The organism is Denitromonas iodatirespirans (assembly GCF_018524365.1).
Lineage (GTDB): Bacteria > Pseudomonadota > Gammaproteobacteria > Burkholderiales > Rhodocyclaceae > Nitrogeniibacter > Nitrogeniibacter iodatirespirans.
In genome coordinates this window covers 1-1,490 of sequence record NZ_JAEKFT010000087.1, presented here as the reverse complement: position 1 = coordinate 1,490, position 1,490 = coordinate 1, and the positions used below count along the sequence as shown (strand labels likewise).

The 1,490-nt window shown below is 68.6% G+C and carries 1 protein-coding gene; it reads left to right on the top strand.

What is annotated here, in order from left to right; all coding sequences use genetic code 11:
• Positions 1-22: 22 nt before the first annotated feature.
• Positions 23-1,490, top strand: a protein-coding gene (locus I8J34_RS24010; protein WP_214364157.1) for an IS3 family transposase whose coding sequence is annotated in 2 segments (ribosomal slippage) — positions 23-461 and positions 461-1,490 — 1,469 coding nt annotated over the 2 segments. Because the reading frame shifts where the segments join, the coding sequence is not laid out codon by codon here. This gene is flagged as partial in the annotation.

Sequence of the window (1,490 nt, the reverse complement as noted above, 5' to 3'; positions counted from 1 at the left end):
GGGGCGATGAGAAGAGAACGAAGTGGCTCGATACGGACAAAAATTCAAGGACAAAGCGCTCGCTCGACTGTTGCCGCCGGAGGGCGCCTCAGTGGAAGCGGTTTCCCAGGAACTGAGCATTTCGGTGGCGACGCTGGAGCGTTGGCGTGCGGATGCGCTGTCCAGGCCCGCTCGCGAGCGGGCCTGGACAGCGGCGGCCCGTCTCGATGCGGTGCTGCTCAGCGCGGCGATGGACGCGGCGGGCAAGAGCACGTGGTGCCGTGAGCACGGGGTGTATCCGCAGGAACTGGAGCAATGGCGCCAGGCGGCGACCCAGGCACTGGCCGAGCCCGAGGACGCACGCGCCAGCGCCCGCGAGACGAAAGCGGATCGGCGGCGCATCAAGGAGCTGGAGCGCGAGTTGCGGCGCAAGGACAAGGCGCTGGCCGAGACCGCCGCCTTGCTGGTGCTGTCAAAAAAACTCGAGGCGATCTTCCACAAGGACAAGGACGAGGACGCATGATCGACCTGGAAGATCGCCGCACATTGGTCCGCAACATTGAAGTGGCGCACAGCGCCGGCGCACGGTTGCAGCCGGCCTGCCAGTGCGCGGGCATCACCGTGCGCACGCTGCAGCGCTGGAAGGCGCACGACGGGCTGGCGGTGGGCGACAGGCGCCCCGAGGCCGAGCGGGCCTTGCCCCGCCACGCGCTGAGCGAGGACGAACGCGCCCGGATTCTGGCGGTGGCCAATGAGTCGCGCTTTGCCGCGTTGCCCCCGGCGCGCATCGTGCCGGCGCTGGCCGACGAGGGGGTGTATCTGGCCAGCGAGTCGAGCTTCCAGCGCATCCTTCGTGCCCACGGGCAGAGTCGCCACCGGGGTCGTAGCCGGCCCCCGCAGCCCTCGCGTCGGCCCACCACGCACATCGCCAACGGGCCTGGGCAGGTGTGGTGCTGGGATATGACCTACTTGCCCGCGCGGGTACAGGGCCACTGGTTCTACCTGTACCTGATCATGGATCTGTACAGCCGCAAGATCGTCGGCTGGGAGGTCCATGCCAGCGACGATGCCGACCACGCGGCCCATCTGGTGAAGCGCACCGCGCTGGCCGAGGGCGTGCATGCGATGGCGGCCAAACCGGTGCTGCACGGCGACAACGGCAGCACGCTCAAGGCCACCGCCGTGCTGGCCATGCTCCATTGGCTCGGGGTCAAGCCGTCGTACTCCCGGCCTCGGGTCTCGGACGACAACGCCTTCGTGGAGTCGCTGTTCAAGACCGCCAAGTACCGGCCCGAATTCCCGGTGGGCGGATTCGCCGATCTGGATGAGGCGCGCGCCTGGGCGGCTCAGTTCGCCCACTGGTACAACGTCGAACACCGGCACAGTGGCATCCGGTACGTGAGCCCTGCGCAGCGCCACGCGGGTGAAGATCGCAACATCCTGGCCGCGCGTCACCAGACCTACCTGCACGCTCGCGAGCGCAACCCGCGGCGCTGGTCGCGCCACACGCG